This is a genomic window from Streptomyces sp. NPDC054796 (assembly GCF_053611545.1).
In genome coordinates this window covers 42,757-60,945 of the sequence record NZ_JBSHAO010000031.1, presented here as the reverse complement: position 1 = coordinate 60,945, position 18,189 = coordinate 42,757, and the positions used below count along the sequence as shown (strand labels likewise).

13 protein-coding genes are annotated in these 18,189 nt (G+C 70.7%); 6 read left to right on the top strand and 7 right to left on the bottom strand.

Annotation, left to right across the window (positions count from 1 at the left end; translation table 11 throughout):
• Nucleotides 1-42 precede the first annotated feature (42 nt).
• Nucleotides 43-2,721: an ATP-dependent chaperone ClpB gene (gene clpB / locus ACWGJ2_RS24480; protein ID WP_453348341.1), complete on the bottom strand. Its 2,679-nt coding sequence runs from the start codon at nt 2,719-2,721 to the stop codon at nt 43-45.
• 98 nt (nt 2,722-2,819) lie between these two features.
• Here clpB and ACWGJ2_RS24475 point away from each other — a divergent pair, with 98 nt between their 5' ends.
• A complete protein-coding gene (locus tag ACWGJ2_RS24475) occupies nt 2,820-3,278 on the top strand; it encodes a pyridoxamine 5'-phosphate oxidase family protein (protein WP_453348340.1) in 459 nt (152 codons plus the stop codon).
• Between the two features lie 118 nt (nt 3,279-3,396).
• Here ACWGJ2_RS24475 and ACWGJ2_RS24470 read toward each other — a convergent pair whose 3' ends face one another.
• The 6 genes from ACWGJ2_RS24470 to dnaK all read right to left on the bottom strand — a co-directional run bounded on the left by ACWGJ2_RS24470 (nt 3,397) and on the right by dnaK (nt 10,420).
• Nucleotides 3,397-4,212, bottom strand: coding sequence for a trypsin-like serine peptidase (locus tag ACWGJ2_RS24470; protein WP_453348339.1), 816 nt, complete (start codon nt 4,210-4,212; stop codon nt 3,397-3,399).
• 240 nt (nt 4,213-4,452) lie between these two features.
• Nucleotides 4,453-5,706, bottom strand: coding sequence for a glycoside hydrolase family 64 protein (locus tag ACWGJ2_RS24465; RefSeq protein ID WP_453348338.1), 1,254 nt, complete (start codon nt 5,704-5,706; stop codon nt 4,453-4,455).
• A gap of 393 nt (nt 5,707-6,099) precedes the next feature.
• Nucleotides 6,100-6,555, bottom strand: a complete 456-nt coding sequence (locus ACWGJ2_RS24460; RefSeq protein WP_453348337.1) for a heat shock protein transcriptional repressor HspR — start codon at nt 6,553-6,555, stop codon at nt 6,100-6,102.
• Between the two features lie 2 nt (nt 6,556-6,557).
• Nucleotides 6,558-7,754, bottom strand: a complete 1,197-nt coding sequence (dnaJ, locus tag ACWGJ2_RS24455; protein ID WP_453348336.1) for a molecular chaperone DnaJ — start codon at nt 7,752-7,754, stop codon at nt 6,558-6,560.
• A gap of 63 nt (nt 7,755-7,817) precedes the next feature.
• Nucleotides 7,818-8,543 (bottom strand): nucleotide exchange factor GrpE, encoded by a 726-nt coding sequence (gene grpE / locus ACWGJ2_RS24450; protein ID WP_453348335.1) that lies wholly within the window; start codon nt 8,541-8,543, stop codon nt 7,818-7,820.
• Nucleotides 8,540-10,420: a molecular chaperone DnaK gene (gene dnaK, locus ACWGJ2_RS24445; RefSeq protein WP_453348334.1), complete on the bottom strand. Its 1,881-nt coding sequence runs from the start codon at nt 10,418-10,420 to the stop codon at nt 8,540-8,542. The genes grpE and dnaK overlap by 4 nt, the downstream gene beginning before the upstream one ends.
• A 388-nt stretch (nt 10,421-10,808) precedes the next feature.
• Here dnaK and ACWGJ2_RS24440 point away from each other — a divergent pair, with 388 nt between their 5' ends.
• From ACWGJ2_RS24440 to ACWGJ2_RS24420, 5 genes are all read left to right on the top strand, one after another.
• On the top strand, nt 10,809-13,088 hold the full coding sequence (locus ACWGJ2_RS24440; protein ID WP_453348333.1) for a (Fe-S)-binding protein: 2,280 nt from the start codon (nt 10,809-10,811) through the stop codon (nt 13,086-13,088).
• A gap of 226 nt (nt 13,089-13,314) precedes the next feature.
• Complete coding sequence (locus ACWGJ2_RS24435; RefSeq protein ID WP_453348332.1) at nt 13,315-14,418, top strand: MEDS domain-containing protein; 1,104 nt, start codon at nt 13,315-13,317, stop codon at nt 14,416-14,418.
• The gene (locus tag ACWGJ2_RS24430) at nt 14,412-14,858 is read left to right on the top strand and encodes an ATP-binding protein (protein ID WP_453348331.1); all 447 of its coding nucleotides are present in this window, start codon (nt 14,412-14,414) and stop codon (nt 14,856-14,858) included. The genes ACWGJ2_RS24435 and ACWGJ2_RS24430 overlap by 7 nt, the downstream gene beginning before the upstream one ends.
• Before the next feature lie 207 nt (nt 14,859-15,065).
• Entirely contained in the window at nt 15,066-16,550 is a 1,485-nt protein-coding gene (locus ACWGJ2_RS24425; RefSeq protein ID WP_453348330.1) for an FG-GAP repeat protein, read from the top strand.
• Nucleotides 16,551-16,636: 86 nt separating this feature from the next.
• Nucleotides 16,637-18,145: an FG-GAP-like repeat-containing protein gene (locus ACWGJ2_RS24420; RefSeq protein ID WP_453348329.1), complete on the top strand. Its 1,509-nt coding sequence runs from the start codon at nt 16,637-16,639 to the stop codon at nt 18,143-18,145.
• Nucleotides 18,146-18,189: the final 44 nt, after the last annotated feature.

Genomic DNA, 18,189 nt, shown 5'->3' with positions numbered 1-18,189 from the left:
CCCGGCCAACGGTGCTCCTTCGGGGCCCCCTCCAGGCCCGCTTCACGTCCCCTTCGCGCCCGCTTCCGCGCCCGCGTCCGTACCCGGGCCCGTGTCCGTGCCCGCTTCCGTCTTCGTCGCGGCGCCGACCATCAGGCCGTCCCAGCCCTCGACCTGGTCCACCCGGACCGTGTCGCCGTCGCGGACCTCGCCCGAGAGGATCTCGCGGGCCAGCGGATCGCCGATCGCGGTCTGGACGAGGCGGCGCAGGGGGCGCGCGCCGTAGGCCGGGTCGTTGCCCTCGATGGCCAGCCAGTCGAGCGCGGCCTCCGTGACGTCCAGCGTCAGCCTGCGGTCGGCGAGGCGCCGCTGGAGCGCTTCGATCTGGAGCTGGGCGATGCGGCGCAGCTCCGTGCCGCTCAGCGCGGAGAAGACGACGAGATCGTCGAGCCGGTTCAGGAACTCGGGCCGGAAGGAGGCGCGGACCGTGGCGAGGACGTTCTCCTTCTTCTCCTCCTCCTTCTCCAGCGGGTCCATCAGATGCTGGCTGCCGAGGTTGGAGGTGAGCACGAGGATGGTGTTGCGGAAGTCCACCGTCCGGCCCTGCCCGTCGGTGAGACGGCCGTCGTCCAAGACCTGGAGCAGCACGTCGAAGACCTCGTGGTGCGCCTTCTCCACCTCGTCCAGCAGCACCACGCTGTACGGGCGCCGCCGCACCGCCTCCGTGAGCTGGCCGCCCTCCTCATAGCCGACGTAGCCGGGGGGAGCGCCGACGAGGCGGGCGACCGAGTGCTTCTCGCCGTACTCGCTCATGTCGATGCGGACCATCGCCCGCTCGTCGTCGAAGAGGAAGTCCGCGAGCGCCTTGGCCAGCTCGGTCTTGCCGACGCCCGTCGGGCCGAGGAAGAGGAAGGATCCTGTGGGGCGGTCCGGGTCGGCGATGCCCGCGCGGGTGCGGCGTACGGCGTCGGACACCGCGCGCACGGCCTCGGACTGGCCGATCAGCCGCTTGCCCAGCTCGTCCTCCATGCGCAGCAGCTTCTGCGTCTCGCCCTCCAGGAGCCGCCCGGCCGGGATGCCGGTCCAGGAGGCGACCACATCGGCGATGTCATCGGCGCCGACCTCCTCCTTGACCATGGTGTCCTTGGCGTCGCGCGGCTCCTTGGACGCCTCCTCCTCGGCGGCCGAGGCCGCCTCCAGCTCGCGCTCCAGGGTGGGGATCTCCCCGTACAGCAGCTGGGAGGCGGCGGCGAAATCGCCGTCGCGCTGGGCGCGCTCGGCCTGGCCGCGCAGCTCGTCCAGCTTCTCCTTCAGCTCGCCGACGCGGTTGAGGCCCTGCTTCTCCTTCTCCCAGCGCGCGGTGAGCCCGCGCAGCTCCTCCTCGCGGTCGGCCAGCTCACGGCGCAGCCGCTCCAGCCGCTCGACGGAGCCGGGGTCCGTCTCGTTGGCCAGCGCCAGCTCCTCCATCTTGAGCCGGTCCACGGCGCGCTGGAGCTCGTCGATCTCGACCGGTGAGGAGTCGATCTCCATGCGCAGCCGCGACGCGGCCTCGTCCACGAGATCGATGGCCTTGTCAGGGAGGAAGCGCGAGGTGATGTACCGGTCCGAGAGCGCGGCGGCGGCCACCAGGGCGCCGTCGGAGATCTGGACCTTGTGGTGTGCCTCGTAGCGGCTCTTGAGCCCGCGCAGGATCGCGATCGAGTCCTCGACGGTGGGCTCGGCCACCAGAACCTGCTGGAAGCGGCGCTCCAGCGCGGCGTCCTTTTCGATCCGCTCGCGGTACTCGTCCAGCGTGGTGGCGCCGACCATGCGCAGCTCGCCGCGCGCCAGCATCGGCTTGAGCATGTTGCCCGCGTCCATGGCGGAATCGCCGCCGGCGCCCGCGCCGACGACGGTGTGCAGCTCGTCGATGAAGGTGATGACCTGGCCGTCGCTCTGCTTGATCTCGGAGAGGACGGTCTTCAGCCGCTCCTCGAACTCGCCGCGGTACTTCGCGCCCGCGACCATGGCGCCCAGATCCAGCGCGACCAGCCGCTTGTCGCGCAGCGACTCCGGTACGTCGCCCTTCACGATGCGCTGCGCCAGGCCCTCGACGACGGCGGTCTTGCCGACGCCCGGCTCGCCGATGAGGACGGGGTTGTTCTTCGTGCGCCGCGAGAGCACCTGGACGACGCGGCGGATCTCCTGGTCACGGCCGATGACGGGATCGAGCCTGCCCTCGCGGGCCGAGGCGGTGAGGTCCGTGCCGAACTTCTCCAGCGCCTTGTAGGTGCCCTCGGGGTCCGGGTTCGTCACGCGCTGTGCGCCCCGGCTCTCCTGGAAGGCCGCCAGCAGCTTCTTGTCCGTGGCGCCCTGCTCCCTGAGCAGCTTGCCCGCGGGGCCGCCCTTCGCGGCGATGCCGATGAGCAGGTGCTCGGTGGAGATGTAGGCGTCGCCCAGCTCCTTGGCGCGCTGCGTGGCGTCCGCGATGACGGAGAGCAGATCGCGGTCGGGCTCCGGCTTGGCGACGGTGGAGCCCTGGACGCTGGGGACGGCGGCGAGCTGCCGCTCGGCGCCCGAGCGGAGCGCTGCCTGGTCGGCGTCGGCGGCGGCGATCAGGTCCTGGATGTTCTCGTTGTCCTCGCCCTCCAGCAGGGCGAGCAGCAGATGGGCCGGGGTGATGTCGGGGTGCCCATCGGTCACGGCGCGGCTGTTGGCCGCGCTGATCGCGTCCCGGCTCTTGTTGGTGAGCTCGGCGTCCACTGTCCTGCGCTCCTCCTGTGTCGGATCCCTCTGCTAGGTTCAGCATCCAGCAAGTTGAGTCTATTCCACTCAACTATCCTCCGGCTAGATTCGTTCCCATGACGAGCACGAACCCGACAGACGGCGGCGCGAGCCCCACGCCCCGCCCGCGTTCCCGCCACCGCGTCAGCGACGAGCCGGGGTTCCTGGCCTTCTGGCGCGGGCGCGGCTACGCCACCCTCACCACCGTCCGCCCGGACGGCACCCCGCACGTGGTGCCCGTCAGCGTGACGTACGAACCCGGAACCAGGACCGCGCGTGTCATCGCGAGCCGGGGCAGCCGCAAGGTCCGCAATGTCGAGGCGGCGGGCGCCGAGGGCATGCGGGTGGCCCTGTGCCAGGTCGAGGGGCGGCACTGGGCCACCCTGGAGGGCCGCGCCCTGGTCCGTACGGAAGCGGACCTCGTCGCGGAAGCGGAGCGGCGCTACGCGGAGCGGTACGGGCGCGAGCCCCGGCCCAACCCGGACCGCGTCCTCATCGAGATCGCGGTGGACAGGACGATGTCCCGCACGCCGTGAGAGGGCCGTGTCCGGGACACGCGACGGCGCGGGACCCGGACACGCGACGGCGCGGACAGCCCGTAGCACCGGGCCGCCCGCGCCGCGGGACAGCTTCCTGAACCAGCCGGTCAGCCCGTCAGCCGCCGCCGACCCGCGCGAAGAGCGACCGCGCCGACGCCGGATACGGCCGCCCCAGCAGCTCGTCCTGGTCGCCGACCGAGGTGACGGCCACCAGCGTGCCCGCCTGCTTCGCCGAGTCGTAGTTCCGCAGCCAGGGGCCGCCGCTCACCCCCTGGGTGAGCTTGCAGGGCTTGAGCGCGAGGGCGCCGACGTTGGCGTCGGCGATCTCGCCCCTCTTGTAGAGGTGGGCGTTGCCCGAGCAGTAGTGCAGCGTCTCCCCGTCGTACGGCGGCGCGACGGGATAGCCGAGCGTCGCCGTCCTGCCGCCCCCCACGGGTTCGAACTGGAGCGTGTTGCCCGCGCCCTGCGTCTCCTGGATGGTCCTCCCGTTCCGCTTGGCGACCTTGAGGAAGGCCCAGTCGTGCGGCAGCACCTGCTCGACCTGCTTGTTGACGTCCCACTGGGGCGCGGTGTGCCAGGACTCGATCTTCCACCCCTTCTTGACCACGGCCTCCGCGCCGCCCGCCCGGTCGTAGCCGGGGAGGAAGTACATGGCCTGGGGTTCGCTCTTCTGCTCCGGGCTGCGCACGCAGTGCGCGGCGGTGGCGAGAACGCTGCCGTTGGGGGAGTCGACGATGGCGGCCGAGCACACCTCGCCCTGGCCCCCGGGAAGCTGGGATACGAGCTTCCCGACGGTCTTGGAGGTGCCGCCTGGCCACCTGTCGCCCGGGGAGTCGGGCAGGGGTGCGACGGTGGGCGCCGAGGCGCCCATGACGGCGAAGGCGGTGGCGGTGGTCACGAGGGCGGCTACGGCCGCACGTATCGAGATCATTCCCCCACGCTCCTGGCCGGGGGCACCGAACGCCCACTCACGTTCACCTGGTCGGGTCACGCGCGCGGTATTCCGGTGCGGTGCGCGGGTCACGCTTGACGCGCCCCGTCCGCACCCCGTCCCCCGCCCCCCGGTGCGGGCCGGGGGACGGGCGCACACGACAGGACCGCCGCCTCCTGCCGAGGCGGCGGTCCTCCCTCACACCGTTACCGCTGAGCGAGCCGCAGCCCGCCCCGCGGCTTACTCGAAGGGCTCGAGCGAGATCGTCGCGTCCTTCGGAGCCCCGTCGTGCACCAGCGACTCCTGCGCCCCGACGTCGTCAAAGGCGAAGGCGTACGCCTTGCCGTCCTCCATCTGGCCGTGCACCAGGCGGGCGTAGTGGTTGGTCACCTCGTCCTGGTAGAAGCCGGAGTTGTCCGCGTCGGGCTGCTGGTTGTTGGTCAGCAGCGTGCCGCGGTTGAGCGCGGCGCACAGGGTGCGGGAGATCGGGCCCCGGACCTTGTCGTTGGGCGCGTCCAGCTTCTTGTAGCAGCCGAAGACCGAGTCGGAGTCGGGCTTCTCGAAGGAGGTCACGACCTGGCCCGAGCCGTCGGTGAAGTCCATCTTGTCGCCGTTGACCTTGCCGGTGAACTTGGTGTCCGGCTCCTCCTTGAACGGAGTGACGGTGAGCGTCTCGCTCTGGTACTTCTCCCAGACGCGATTGATGTAGTCGTCCAGCACATCGCCCGGCAGGGAGCCGTTGCCGGTGGCGTGGCCGGGAGCCAGGACGCGCAGTGGGGTGCCGTCCTCGCGGGTCTGGACCAGGTTCTCCCAGCCGCCGCCCTGCTCCTTGAGCCCGTCGATGACGGCCTTGTAGCCGCCCGGCTTGAGCTTGCCGGTCTCCTTGGTGGAGCCGTCGCCCGAGGTCAGGCCCACGGAGTACGGCGCGGAGAACATGTCCACCTGGGTGGAGTTGAGCCACAGACCGGAGTCGTTGAGCGTGTACTCGGTCCAGTTGAAGAGCTTGTCGTGGTTCGGGTCGCTCTCGTTCTGCACGGCGGGCTGCACGAGGCCGCCCTCGGCGAGCTGGAACTCCAGCTTGTCGCCGTACGAGAAGTAGACCCGGCCGGAGAACTTCGGCAACTGGATGGTCTTGGTCTCGCCGTTCTTCGGACCCTCGAAGGAGGCGTCGGGCGCCGGGATGGGCGGCGCGCCCCCGCCCGGCCAGGCGTGGAAGGCGCCGCTCTCGTCGGCGTATCCCTGCGTGCCCGAGGCGAGTTCGGTGCCGATGACGTAGACGTGGACCGGCTCGTCACGTCCTGAGTTGTTCTTGAGGGTGAGCGGAATGGTGTCCGCCACGGCCTCAGCGTTCGCCGAGTCGGCCTTGTCGCTCGAAAGCATGTTGGCCGGCAGGCCGTTGGCCTGTCCGGTCACGATGATTCCGGTGGCGATGGCCGCGGCGGCAGTGGCGGATGCGATCAGCCTGCGCTTGGTCAGCCTGCGTGGGGGGAGCATCCTGTTCCTCCTCAGCGTGGGGGGCGGAAAACGTTGTCAGGTTCACAGCAGGTACGGACCATGTCAACCTCTTGAAGAAGGTGAACTGTCCATCTAGACCCGGGGGTTAAAGATCTGAACATCACTCGCCCCTTCGGTCGGACGGCCTCACCAGCGGTTGTCCGGGGTGAACTCAGAGGGCACTACGTGTGGTTGGGGCTACCGGTTCTCATGTGACGGCAGTCATCTGCGACGGGATGCGCACGGGGTGGCATACGGGGACGCACACGCAGAGGGCCGGGGCCAGGCGTGTGCCCGGCCCCGGCCCTTTCGTCCGGTCCTGCTCTGCGACTGTCCTGTGTGGTTGTCCCTCGCGGCGGCCCGCGTCAGTCCCGGCGCGTCAGTCCCGCCGCGTCAGTCCCGGCGCTTCTTCGGCCGCCACACCACGAGCGCGCTGGACTGGTGGACGTCCTGGTACGGCACCAGATCGCGGCGGTACGACGCGTGGACCTGCGCCTCGCGCTGCTGCATCGCCGCCGCCGCGCCCTCCACCGCCTGCTGGAGTTCGGCGACCCGCGCCTGGAGCGCGGTCACCTGGTTCTCCAGCTCGATGATGCGCTTGATGCCCGCGAGGTTGATGCCCTCGTCCTGGCTCAGCTCCTGCACCTGGCGGAGGAGTTCGATGTCACGCGCGGAGTAACGACGACCGCGCCCGGCCGTGCGGTCGGGAGAGACCAGGCCGAGGCGGTCGTACTGGCGGAGGGTCTGCGGATGCAGACCGGAGAGCTGAGCGGCGACCGAGATGACGTAGACCGGCGACTCGTCCGTCAGCTCGTAAGGGTTGTTCCTGCGTCCACCTCGGCCGTTCACATCTACTCTCCCTTCGCGGCCTTGAACAACGCCGCCCGCGGATCCTTCCCCGCTGTCGCGTCGCGGAAAGACTCCAGGGTGTCTCTCGCCTTCTCGCTCAGATCCTTCGGTACGGCTACCTCAATAGTGACCAGCAGATCCCCGCGTGTCCCGTCCTTGCGCACGGCTCCCTTGCCACGGGCCCGCATCGTGCGCCCGCTCGGGGTGCCGGGCGGGAGCTTCAGGGTGACGGGGGGACCGCCGAGCGTGGGCACCTTGATCTCGCCGCCGAGCGCCGCCTCCGGGAAGGTGACGGGCACGGTCACGGTCAGGTTGTCGCCCCTGCGCCCGAAGACGGGGTGCTTGTCGACGTGGACCACCACATAGAGATCGCCGTTGGGCCCGCCGCGCTCACCGGGGGCCCCCTTGCCGCGCAGCCTGATGCGCTGCCCGTCGGAGACGCCCGCGGGGATGCGGACCTGCATGGTGCGCGAGCTGGTCGCCCGGCCCGAGCCCTTGCACGTGTCGCACGGGTCCTGGGCGATCAGGCCCCGGCCCTTGCAGTCGACGCACGGGTCCGTCAGCGAGAAGCCGCCACCGCCGCCGCGCGAGACCTGCCCCGTGCCGACGCACGTGGGGCAGACGCGGGGGCTGCCGTTCTTGTCGCCCGTGCCCGCACACGCCTTGCACGCGGCCGACGAGGACATCCGCAGCGGGACCGTGGCACCGTCCACCGCCTCGGTGAAGCTGAGCGTCACCTCGGACTCGATGTCCTGGCCACGGCGCGGCTGCGTGCGCGTGCCACCGCCGCTCCGGTTGAACAGGCCGCCGAAGACATCGCCCAGGCCGCCGCCGAAGCCGCCCGCGCCGCCCGGACCACCGGCTCCGCCTCCGGCCTGACCGGCCCCGAAGAGGTCGCTCAGGTCGAAGTTGAAGCTGCCGCCGCCCGGGCCGCCAGCACCGCCGGGGCGGAAGCCGCCGTTGCCGAAGAGGGTGCGCGCCTCGTCGTACTCCTTGCGGCGCTTGGGATCGCCGAGGACGTCATACGCCTCCGACGCGTCCTTGAACCGCTCCTCGGCCTTGGCGTCGCCCCGGTTGGCGTCCGGATGGTTCTCGCGGGCGAGCTTCCGGTACGCCTTCTTGATCTCGGCCTCGGTGGCGTCCTTGGGGACGCCGAGGACCTTGTAGTAGTCCTTCTCGATGAAGTCCTTGGTACTCAACCCCGACGTCCCTCCTCCCGCTCGCCGGTCCGTTCACCGCCGCGATCAGCCTGGCCTGCCTGGTCAGCCCTCGTCCGGGCCACCGCTCTCCTCTTCGTCCGCCGGCTCTCCGTCCTTCGGCGAAGCCGGTGCCCCCGGCTGGGCGCCGGGCTGCGGCTCGGCCACGCCGACCCGCGCCGGACGGATGGTCCGCTCGCCGATTCGGTACCCGGGCTGGAGGATCTGCACGCACGTCGTCTCTGTGACATCCGGCGAATACGAGTGCATGAGCGCCTCGTGGACCGTCGGGTCGAAGGGCTCGCCCTCCTTGCCGAACTGCATCAGGCCCATCTTCGCCGCGACCATCTCCAGCGATTCGGCCACCGACTTGAAGCCGCCGACCAGCTCCCCGTGGTCCCGGGCCCGGCCGATGTCGTCGAGCACGGGAAGGAGCTCCGTCAGCAGGTTCGCGACGGCGACCTCCTTGACGGCGGCGCGGTCGCGGTCGACCCGGCGGCGGTAGTTCTGGAACTCCGCCTGGAGCCGCTGGAGATCCTGCGTGCGCTCGTTGAGCGCGGTGCGGGTCTGGTCGAGCTGAGCCACGAGCGAGGCGTCCTGGAGGTCCGGTCCCTGCATGTCCTGGATGTCCTGGTCGTTCTCGTGAACGTCCCCGGCCCGGTCCGCCGGGCCGCCCGCCTCCTCGGAGGGGGCGGCACCGGCGGCCTGCGCCGCAGCGTCTTCGGGCTGTGCGGCGTCTGCTTCGGCGGGGACGTCGGGCTTCTTGTCGAAGCCCGGGGTCTCCTCCGTCACGCGGCACCGTCCTTGGGCTTCTGCTGCTGCTCGTCGTCCACGATCTCGGCGTCCACGACGTCGTCGTCGCCGTCGGCCTTGGCGTCACCCGCGCCCGCGGCACCGGCACCCGCCTGGGCACCCTCTTCGCCGCCCTGCGCTGCCTGCGCGTCGGCGTACATCGCCTGGCCCAGCTTCTGGCTGGTGGCGGCGACCTTCTCGCTGGCCTCGCGGATGGCCGCGGTGTCCTCGCCCTTCAGCTTCTCCTTGAGATCGCTGACGGCCGTCTCGACCTCGGTCTTGATGTCGGCCTGGACCTTGTCCTCGTTGTCCTTGAGGAACTTCTCGGTCGTGTAGACGAGCTGCTCGGCCTGGTTACGGGTCTCGGCGGACTCGCGGCGCTTGGCATCCTCGTCGGCGTACTGCTCGGCGTCGCGCATCATGCGCTCGATGTCGTCCTTGGGGAGCGCGGAACCGCCGGTGACGGTCATGCGCTGCTCCTTGCCGGTGCCGAGGTCCTTGGCCGACACGTGCATGATGCCGTTCGCGTCGATGTCGAAGGTGACCTCGATCTGCGGGACGTTGCGCGGCGCGGGCGGCAGGCCCGTCAGCTCGAACATGCCGAGCTTCTTGTTGTAGGCCGCGATCTCGCGCTCGCCCTGGAAGACCTGGATCTGCACCGACGGCTGGTTGTCCTCGGCCGTGGTGAAGGTCTCCGAGCGCTTCGTCGGGATCGTGGTGTTGCGCTCGATCAGCTTGGTCATGATGCCGCCCTTGGTCTCGATACCGAGGGACAGCGGGGTGACGTCCAGCAGGAGGACGTCCTTGACCTCGCCCTTGAGCACACCGGCCTGGAGGCTGGCGCCGATGGCGACGACCTCGTCCGGGTTCACGCCCTTGTTGGCGTCCTTGCCGCCCGTCAGGTCCTTGACCAGCTCGGCGACGGCGGGCATACGCGTCGAACCACCGACGAGGACCACGTGGTCGATCTCGGAGAGCTGGATGCCCGCGTCCTTGATGACGTTGTGGAACGGCGTCTTGCAGCGCTCCAGCAGGTCCTGGGTGAGCTGCTGGAACTGGGCGCGGCTGAGCTTCTCGTCCAGGTGCAGCGGGCCCTCGGCGGACGCCGTGATGTAGGGCAGGTTGATCGTGGTCTCGGTGGACGAGGACAGCTCGATCTTCGCCTTCTCCGCGGCCTCGCGGAGACGCTGGAGAGCCATCTTGTCCTTGCCCAGGTCCACGCCGTGGCCGGACTGGAACTGCTTGACCAGGTAGTCGACGATGCGCTGGTCCCAGTCGTCACCACCGAGGTGGTTGTCACCGTTGGTGGCCTTGACCTCGACGACGCCGTCGCCGATCTCCAGCAGCGAGACGTCGAAGGTGCCGCCACCGAGGTCGAAGACCAGGATGGTCTGGTCCTCCTTCTCCAGCCCGTAGGCGAGAGCGGCGGCGGTGGGCTCGTTGACGATGCGCAGGACGTTGAGGCCCGCGATCTCACCGGCCTCCTTGGTGGCCTGGCGCTCGGCGTCGTTGAAGTACGCCGGTACGGTGACGACCGCGTCCTCGACCTTCTCGCCGAGGTACGCCTCCGCGTCCCGCTTGAGCTTTTGCAGGATGAAGGCGCTCATCTGCTGCGGGTTGAAGTCCTTGCCGTCCAGGTTGATCTTCCAGTCGGTGCCCATGTGGCGCTTGACCGACCGGACCGTCCTGTCGACGTTGGTGACAGCCTGGCGCTTGGCGACCTCGCCGACCAGGACCTCACCGTTCTTCGCGAAGGCGACGACGGACGGCGTGGTCCTGGCGCCCTCGGCGTTGGTGATGACGGTGGGCTCACCGCCTTCGAGAACACTGACGACGGAGTTCGTCGTACCCAGGTCGATGCCGACCGCACGTGCCATTTCGTGTTCCTCCCGCTGATGTCTTGAGTGAAGCTGACTCAAGAGTGCACCACAGAGTCAAACCCGTCAACAGAGCTGAGTGGGGGCGACTCAACTCTTATGCTCTGTTTATGCGCACGGTGTCATCAGCGCAGGTCGGAGCGGTACGGGGAGGACGCGGGAGTGTCGTGACCCCCTCCTGTCCTGCGGACCCGGGGCGCCATGGGATCGTCACTGAGGGTGGCCTCAGCGACGCAAATCACCGCCTCATCCGCTACAGCGGGCGGCGCGGAGTGGGTAATCTCGAACGGACTGGATAAGTTACCGCTTAGTAAGACCGGGCGAGCCTCGCCGGACCGCCCCACAGGATTCGTAAGAGCAAGCTGCCCCGCAGGTTCGAGGAGCCGACATGCAACTCGCCGCGATCGTCGTCACGCTGGTGCTCACCGCGGTCGGCATTGCGCTCATCGCTCGCGCTGTCGCGCAGATCTACCGGTTCGTGAAGCTCGGCCAGCCGATCCCCGCGGGCTCACGCACCGACAGCCCGAAGCAGCGCACCGCCACCCTCGTCAAGGAGTTCCTGGGCCACACCAGGATGAACCGGTGGGGCGTCGTCGGCGTCGCCCACTGGTTCGTTGCCATCGGCTTCCTGACGCTGCCGCCCACGATCATCAACGCGTACGGGCAGCTCTTCAAGGCCGACTGGACGCTGCCGGTCATCGGCGGCTGGCTGCCGTACGAGATGTACATCGAGTTCATCGGCGCCGCGACGACGGTGGGCATCGCCGTCCTGATGGTGATCCGGCTGCTGAACCTGCCCTCGCGCGCGGGCCGCAAGTCCCGGTTCGCCGGATCGAAGGCGTGGCAGGCGTACTTCGTCGAGTACGTCATCTTCATCATCGGCCTCGCCATCGTGATGCTCCGCGGCCTGGAGGGCGCGCTGCACCACGTCGACGGCTACGACCCGGCCTACTTCGTCTCGTACCCGCTGGTCGCCGCCTACGACGGCCTGGACACCGGGACGCTCCAGACCCTCGTCTACTTCTGGGCGATGGTGAAGCTGGGCACCACGATGATCTGGATGATCACCGTCAGCATGAACACCAACATGGGTGTCGCCTGGCACCGGTTCCTCGCCTTCCCCAACATCTGGTTCAAGCGCGACGCGAAGGGCGGCACAGCCCTCGGTGAGCTGAAGCCGATGGTCTCGGGCGGCAAGGAGATCGACTTCGAGACCGCGCTCGACGACGACAACGAGGAGGAGGTCACCTTCGGTGCCTCCCAGGTCGAGCACTTCTCCTGGAAGGGCATCCTCGACTTCTCGACGTGCACCGAGTGCGGGCGCTGCCAGTCGCAGTGCCCCGCCTGGAACACCGGGAAGCCGCTCTCGCCCAAGCTGCTGATCATGTCGCTGCGCGACCACGCGCACGCCAAGGCCCCCTACCTGCTGGCCGGCGGCGGCAAGACCATGGAGGGCGAGGAGAAGGCCACGGAGGAGCAGCTCAAGGACGTGCCGCAGTCAGCGCTGGACGAGGCCGAGCGCCCGCTGATCGGCACCGCCGAAGAGAACGGGGTCATCGACCCCGACGTGCTGTGGTCCTGCACCACCTGCGGCGCGTGCGTGGAGCAGTGCCCCGTGGACATCGAGCACGTCGACCACATCGTCGACATGCGCCGCTACCAGGTGATGATCGAGAGCGCGTTCCCGAGCGAGGCCGGGACGATGCTCAAGAACCTGGAGAAGAAGGGCAACCCCTGGGGCCTGGCCAAGAAGCAGCGCCTGGAGTGGACCAAGGAGGTCGACTTCGAGGTGCCGGTCGTCGGCAAGACGGTCGAGGACCTCACCGAGGTCGAGTACCTCTACTGGGTCGGCTGCGCGGGCGCCCTGGAGGACCGGGCCAAGAAGACCACCAAGGCGTTCGCCGAGCTGCTGCACATCGCGGGCGTCAAGTTCGCGATCATGGGCGGCGACGAGAAGTGCACCGGTGACTCGGCCCGCCGCCTGGGCAACGAGTTCCTCTTCCAGCAGCTCGGCGAGGAGAACGTCGCCACGCTGAACGCCGCCTTCGGTGAGGATGAGGACGAGGGGGTGACGGTCGAGCAGTCGAAGAAGAAGATCGTCGCGACCTGCCCGCACTGCTTCAACACCCTCGCCAACGAGTACCCGCAGCTCGGCGGCCACTACGAGGTCATCCACCACACCCAGCTCCTCCAGCACCTCATCGACGAGGGCAAGCTGGTGCCGGTCACCCCGGTGGAGGGCCTGATCACCTATCACGACCCGTGCTACCTGGGCCGTCACAACAAGGTCTACACGCCGCCGCGCGAGATCATCGGCCGCGTGCCCGGGCTGCGGAACGAGGAGATGCACCGCCACAAGGAGCGCGGCTTCTGCTGCGGCGCGGGCGGCGCCAGGATGTGGATGGAAGAGCGCATCGGCAAGCGCATCAACAACGAGCGCGTGGACGAGGCCCTCTCCCTCAACCCGGACATCGTCTCGACGGCCTGCCCGTTCTGCCTGGTCATGCTGACCGACTCCGTCAACGGCAAGAAGAACGATGGGAAGGCCAAGGAGGAACTCCAGGTCGTGGACGTGGCCCAGCTCCTGCTGGACTCCGTCAAGCCCCCGGCCGACCCCGCGGGCGACCCGGAGTCCGAGGAGGCACCGGAACCGGAACCCGCGAAGTAGCCGAGAAGCGGCCCGCGAAGTAGCGGCTGCGGAGGGGAAGGACGCAGGTCCGTACCCTTGTCGTCAGTAATCGGCGCACATGGGCGGAGCTTGCCGTGGAACGGCAAGCTCCGTTCGTATTTGGTCAGTTGTCATCACACATAGAGCCAACCCTCGACGGGGGATACCCAATCCCCGGCATGCCCTCTAGCCTCCAGGTCAGCAGCGTCAGAGGAGGCGACACGAGGTGTCGGAAGTCGGTGCGGCGGATTACGGCGACCGCCTCATCCCCGTGCAGCGGATGCGCCCCGGCGATCACGCGTTCACGGCGTACGAGAGTGAAGCGGACCAATGGGGGGTCATCAGCGCGTTCGTGCGCCAGGGCCTGATCGAGGGCGAGAAGGTCCTCGTCTTCATGTCGCCCGAAGTGACCGGCGACGAACTGCTGGGCCGCCTCGAATCCCGTACGCCCGCCGTCCTCAACGCCTGGGCGGGCGGCCAGCTCGTTCTCAGCAGCATGCGGGCGCTGATCGAACCGGACACCGCCTTCACGGCGGCGCGCCAGTGGCAGCGCCTCATCGAGGAGGCCGATCTCGCGGTCCGGCAGGGCTATCCGGCGATGCGCGCGTACATCGACATGGCCTGGGTCGCCGACCTCGGCACGGACGTCCAGGACGTGATGCGACGGGAGCGCGGCGCGACGCACCTCTTCGACGGTGGCCGTCCGTACAGCGAGATCTGCGCCTACGACGGGCGCTGGTTCAGCACGGACGTGCTGGACGCGATGCTCGACGCGCACCCCACCACCCTGCTCGACCGCCTCGGCTCGCTGCGCGTCATCCACAGCTCAGCGCCGCCCGGCCCTGACGGCACCGGTCCGGGGCCCGGGATGCCCTCGGTGCGGCTGGTGGGGGAGGCGGACGCGTCCACGGGCGCCGAGTTCTCCGGCGCGCTGCGCGCGGCACTCTCCGCGCTCGCGTCGGGCCCGAGTCCGGGCACGGGGCTGCACGTCGATCTCACCTCGCTGCACTTCCTGGGCGTCGGCTGCGCGGCCGACCTCTTACGGCTGAGCGCGGAGGCGGGGCACGCACGGGTCCGCCTGCCGAGCGGCGCGTACGGGGCTGACGGAAGCCGGTCGGGCGGTACGGTCACCCCAGATGGCGCGGACGGCGCAAGCGGCACAAGCGGCACGGACGGCGCAGGCGGCACAGGCGGCGCAGTGCCCGGAGGGGCGGGGGGCATAGACGTGACAGTGAACTGCACCCCCTTCCAGGCCCGTACGCTCCGCAGACTCGGTGCCGACTCCATCAGCTCCCTGACACTCGCGGTGGAGAAGGGGTCGACATGCTGACGAACGAACGCCTCTGCCGACTGCACTTCACGTCACGGGACCTGCCCAGGCTCCGCATCGAGGTGGAGGAGTGCGCGGCGTGGGCGGGTCTGGGCGAGCCGCGCAGGGGGGAGTTCGTGGTCGCGGTGGACGCCGTCGCCACGAACGCCGTCGAACACGCGGGGGGCCAGGGCAGGCTGGTGCTGCGTCAGCTCGGCTCCGAGCTGGAGTGCACGGTCGAGGACTCGGGTCCTGGCTTCTCCGAGGACGTGATCCCCGAACTGGCCCCCGGCGTCGCCGGGGCGCCCTCGGGGCGCGGGCTGTGGCTCGCGCGGCTGGTCACCGACCGCCTGACGGTCGAACCGGGCGACGGCTCCGGCGCCCTGGTCACCCTCGTCGTCCGGCTCCCGGGCCCCGACGGTTCCGACGGCTCCAGGAACGGCGCGCACGTACGGGCGTGACGGGGTGGGTGTGACGCGGCGGGTGTGACGGGGTGGGTGTGACAGGACCCGTGTGACGGGCGGGTCCGGCTGACGCGTGAGCGGGCGGGCGCGCGATGTGCCCGGGACGTGGACACAACCTTCCGTGGACCTGACGGGTCGAACCCGTGTACCAGCGGCCATCAGCCGCCGCTGCCCACGGAACCTGGAGTCCCCTTGCGTCCACGCGTGTCAGCCCTCGGTCCGGCGGCCGTCGTCGTCCTCGTGGCGGGCGGCCTCACCGCCGTGACCGCGCCGTCGGCCCACTCGGCGCCCCGCACCGCCGCCGCTGCCGCTGCCACTGCTTCGACCGAAGCCGCGACCGCCCGCGCCGACTTCAACGGCGACGGCTACGGCGATCTCGTCGTCGGCACCCCGAAGGCCGAGGCCCCGGGCCAGTTCACGGGCGGCGCCGTCACCGTCACCTACGGCTCGGCCTCCGGCGTCTCCCCTGCCCGCTCCGTCACCCTCGGCCAGGACTCGCCGTCCGTGCCCGGCGCGGGCGAGAGCGGCGACGAGTTCGGTGAGTCGACGGCGAGCGGCGACGTGGACGGCGACGGCTACGCCGATCTCGTCGTCGGCGCCCCCGGCGAGCAATTGGCCGACGGCAGGGGCGGCATGGTCACCGTGCTGTGGGGCGGCCCGAAGGGGCTGGCGTACGGCGGCACGCCGGTCACCAGCCCCCGCGCGTACGACCAGGACTTCGGCGAGGGTGTCGCGGTGGCCGATCTCGACGGCGACGCCGGGCTCAACATCGCCGTCGTCAGCCGGGCCAACGCCTGGTACGTGCCCGACGGCTTCTCGCGCGAGGACAACGACGACAACGCGCCGATACCCGCCGAGGGCGGCTGGAACGGCCGCGACGCGCGCGCCCAGGACGTGGTGGCGGCCGATGTCACCGGCTCTGGGAGCGCGGGGCTCGTCGCGTACGGCTGGGAGTCGGACTACGGCCCTGACTGGACCGGCTACTTCACCTGCGGCCCCGCCGGGCTCGCCTTCGACAGCGATCTGATCGAGCGGGACGGCATCGGCACCGGTACCCGTACAGCGGCGGCGACGGGCGACATCGACGGCGACGGCATCGACGACCTGGTCACGGGCGACAAGTTCGACGGCACCGGCGGCACCGTCACCATCCGCTACGGCGGCCCGGGCGGCCCCGGCACCGCGCGCGAGCCCGTCACGATCGGCCAGGACAGCCCCGGGGTGCCCGGTGCCGACGAGCCGAACGACTGGTTCGGCGCCTCGGTCTCGGTCGGGGACGTGACCGGCGACGGCTACGCGGACCTCGCCGTCGGCGTCGAGCGGGAGAACGTGGACGGGGTGACCAGCACGGGCGCCGCCGTCCTCCTCAAGGGGAGCGCGAAGGGCCTGGCCACGAGCGGGAACCAGTCGTTCCACCAGGCCACGTCCGGCGTGCCCGGCGTCCCGGAGGAGTACGACTACTTCGGTTCCGCCGTGCACCTGTCCGACGTCAGCGGCGACGGCAGGGCCGATCTCGCCGTCAGCGCGCGGGGCGAGGACGTGGTGGAGGGCAGCGACGAGGACGGCGGCGTCTGGGTGCTGCGGGGCGCCTCCGGCGGCCTGACCACGCAGCAGGCCACCGCCTTCAGCGCCCCACGCTTCGGACTCGGCCTCGCGGGCCGGCAGTTCGGCTCCGTACTGCCGGACTGACGCACCGACGCACCAACGCACCAACGCACCGATGCACGACCAGGCCGACGTTCCGAGCGGCCCGGCGACCAACGGAGGGGGACTCCATGCGCACACGTACCCGTACACGTACACAGAGACGTACACGGAGCGCGGCGGCGGTCGGCCTGGCCGCCGCGCTGACCGGCGGCTTCGCCCTCACGGCCCTCACGGCGGGCACGGCGGGCGCGGCGGCGCCTGGCGCCCAGGCCGCGCAGCAGGTGCGCGAGGACTTCAACGGCGACGGCTACCAGGACCTGGCCATCGGCGCCCCCGGCACGTACGGCCAGGACTCCTCCGCGGGCTACGTAGCCGTCGTCTACGGCTCGCCCACCGGCTTGGACCCCGCCACCCGCACCGTCCTCGGCCAGGACAGCCCGGGCGTACCCGGCGCGGCCGAGCGGGGTGACCTGTTCGGCCACCGCCTCGTGGCCCGTGACCTCGACGGGGACGGGCTGACCGACCTCGCCGTCAGCAGCCCGGGCGAGAGCCGCGCGAACCCGGTCGGCGCGGGCAGCGCGACGGTGCTGTGGGGCGCGCGGAGCGGGCTGTCGGGGCAGGGCTCGGTGGTCGTCGACCCCGGCGAGGACGAGACGTACGGGGTGGGCGACGACCTGACCGGCGGCGACTTCGACGGCGACGGCGCACAGGACCTGCTGATGTTCCGCGGCGACGCGCGCGGCTACACCGTCCTCCGCGGCCCCTTCACCCGCGCCGGCGCGCCCGCCTCGGAGGAGGCCGTCGAGCTGACCACCGGTGACAGCTACGTGCTGAGCCTGGCCGCCGGCGACGTCACGGGGGACGGCGCCGACGACCTCTTCGTGCTCCAGTCGTTCGAGGAGATGGGCCGCGGCACCCGCTTCTTCGCGGGCGGCGACGACGGCCTCACCGCGCGCGGCACCCTGCTCCCCTCCGCCGCGACAGGCGCCGTCGGCGACTTCGACAAGGACGGCTTCGGCGACTACGCCTACCGCCAGGTCCCCGGCGGCGTCGTCGAGAACCTGCCCTACGACTCCGGCACCGTGAAGGTCCTCTACGGCACCGCCTCGGGCCCCGGCACCCGCACCGCCACCTTCACCCAGGCCACGGCGGGCGTCCCGGGCACGAGCGAGGCCAACGACCAGTTCGGCGCCACCCTCTCCGCGGGCGACGTAAACGGCGACGGGTACGACGACCTCGCTGCCGGTGTGCCCTTCGAGGCGATCGGCACCAAGAAGGCGGCGGGCTCCACCGTCCTGCTGAGGGGTGCCAAGGCCGGGCTGACGGGCACGGGCGCGCAGGCGTTCCACCAGGACAGCGCGGGCGTCGGCGGCGTCGCCGAGGCCGGTGACCGCTTCGGCGGCGCCGTCCGGCTGCTCGACTCCAGCGGCGACGGCAAGGCCGGTCTCGCCGTCTCGGCGCCGGGCGAGAACGGCGGCAACGGCGCCGTCTGGTCCCTGCGCGGCGCCTCCGGCGGGCTGACGGCGACGGGCTCGCGTGCCTTCGGCCCCGGCGCCCTCGGCGCCCCGGCCACGACCGCGCGCTTCGGCGCCTCCTTCGCGGGCCCGGCCTACGCCCCGCTGTGGGAGCCGAGCTGACGAGCGCAGGGGCGTGACGGGCGCCGGGGCGTGACGGGGGGCCG